The 2394-nt window shown below is 47.7% G+C and carries 3 protein-coding genes; all 3 read right to left on the bottom strand.

The features are described from left to right. Positions 1-135: 135 nt before the first annotated feature. Positions 136-990: a Cof-type HAD-IIB family hydrolase gene (locus tag ACR0P9_RS11125; protein ID WP_432620142.1), complete on the bottom strand. Its 855-nt coding sequence runs from the start codon at positions 988-990 to the stop codon at positions 136-138. 330 nt (positions 991-1320) lie between these two features. Next, positions 1321-1578, bottom strand: coding sequence for an HPr family phosphocarrier protein (locus ACR0P9_RS11130; RefSeq protein ID WP_432620144.1), 258 nt, complete (start codon positions 1576-1578; stop codon positions 1321-1323). 56 nt (positions 1579-1634) lie between these two features. Beyond that, positions 1635-2394: PTS fructose transporter subunit IIC (locus ACR0P9_RS11135; protein ID WP_432620146.1), on the bottom strand; the 760-nt coding region annotated here is incomplete at its 5' end.

Below are 2394 nucleotides of genomic sequence, written 5' to 3' on the forward strand. Positions count from 1 at the left end.
CCCGGCAGGCGCTGCATTCCTATCAGCTGTCTTTCACCCATCCGATTACCAAACAACCCATGACATTTACTGCGCCGATCCCCGAGGATATGCAGGCGTTGTTGTCCTAGAGACCTGTAACCACAGGTCTCTTTTTTATACTGTTTGATAAACAGGCATCGTGCTGCGCACCGCGCCGCACAACCAATGCTCGATGGCTTCTTTGACTCCATTGTGCTCATTATCTGCAACGACAGCATGGCACACCTGCTTGACTTCTTCCGAAGCGTTGTCCACGGCAAGTGCCAATCCGGCGGTCTGTAAAACGGCCAAATCATTGGGTGCATCACCAACGGCAATGACCTGCTCCAGTGGAATATGTAATTCCTCGCACAGCTTGCGCAGACCCTTTCCCTTATCGACACCAATCGGTGTCAATTCCAACGAGGTGCGCTCAGAAAATGCTGCGGTCAAGTCTAAGTACTGCAATCGTTCCAAGGTTTGCACACGCGCTGTTGTATCCGGATGATACAAGCAGATCTTTTCTACCAGATAATCGCCGCTCTGACAATATGCAATGACATTATCCACCAAATGCACATGATGAGAAAAATGCTCCCGCAAATATTCATTGCGATAGTGTTCGAGAAGGGCAATATTTTTCTTACTGATGATAGATTCTCCCTCCATCATTACTTGAATCATAATATCTCTCGGTTCTGCATAGCGCAGTACCTCCAACGTAATGGCCGGATCCAGCACCTGTCTGCTGATGATGCGCTTTTCTTGCCGATCATACAGCAGTCCGCCGCTCTCACACAGCACATACCGCATCGTCGGAAACAAAGGAAAAAATTGTTCAACTTCTCCCAAGGCGCGACCGGTAGAAAAAATCACATGTTTTCCCATTTCCAACGCACGATTAATTGCTTTGATGTTTTCGGAAGAAATTTCTTTTTTCGCATTGAGTAAAGTTCCGTCCAAATCGGTTGCCAATAGTTGATATTCCATCGTCCGCCTCCTGTCTCTTTTTTCTATACCTTATTTTACCACGATTTTTTTCGTGTTACAATCAAATTTCACCGCACATTTCTGCAAAATATAAGAAAAGCCGTGTGAACACACACGAATGTGCATTCACACGGCCAAAACAGTTTTATAAAAGTTTTACAAGATGCATAAAATACTTGTGTTTTGTTTCGTGTTGTTCCAGCAAAAATTGTTTTTGTTCACATCTTGCAGACTTGTAAAACTGTTGTTCTCGACGGTGCCCGCACGCGGCGCAGCACCTTTAGGAAATAGATAAATAGAATAGAGTTGACAAATACAATCGTTCGGCTCTTACAGATTTGCTTCCATAAATGCCTTCAGTGCAGCAGCAGCTTCTTCTTCCTGTGCACCCTCTACGCTAATTGCGATGGTGTCGCCGCCCTTGATGCCAAGGCCCATCAGACCAAACATCTTGCGAGCGTCTGCCGACTTACCGTTCTTCTCAACGGTGGTAACGCAGTCATACTTCTTTGCCTCTTTGACGAACATGCCTGCCGGACGTGCGTGGAAGCCCTCCGGATCTGTTACGGTGTACTCAAAACGCAGCATAATAAAAATCTCCTTTCAACACATAAGTTGCATAATAAAAATAAAGCGTTTTTTGCTTATTCAGCCTTTGTTTTTTTCAGTGCCGACAGAATTACGCCGCCGACAATCGAACCGATGACCAGAGCAACAACGTACATCAGCGGATGTCCCACGGTCGGGAATACGAAGATGCCGCCATGCGGTGCCTGCAAGGTGCAGCCAAACGCCATAGACAAACCGCCTGCAATGGCAGAACCAATGATACAAGACGGAAGCACACGTCCCGGATCTGCTGCCGCATACGGGATTGCGCCCTCAGAAATGAAGCACAAGCCCATAACGTAATTGACAAAACCGTTGTTGCGCTCTTCTGTCGTCCACTTCTTCGGGAAGAAGGTGCAGGACAATGCGATAGCAATCGGAGGAACCATGCCGCCAATCATAACCGCTGCCATGACATCAAACTGTCCCATGGACAGAGCAGCTGTACCAAATACATACGCTGCCTTGTTGATCGGGCCGCCCATGTCCACACTCATCATGCCGCCGAGTACGCAGCCGAGCAGGATTTTAGACGAACCGCCCATCGAATTCAAAATCCAAGAAATACCGGTATTGATAGCACCCATCAACGGATTGATGGCACACATGAGAATACCGATTAAGAGAATGCCGCCGAGCGGATAAATCAGCATCGGACGGATACCATCCATCGCCTTTGGCATCTTCTCTGTTATCTTTTCCAAGAATCGTACCAAATAACCGGCTGCAAAGCCCGCGAGCAATGCCGCCAAGAAACCGCCGGATACGCCGGTCGTCTCTCCATTCATTAAGCCG

Source organism: Butyricicoccus sp. (genome assembly GCF_050872565.1).
Lineage (GTDB): Bacteria > Bacillota > Clostridia > Oscillospirales > Butyricicoccaceae > Butyricicoccus_A.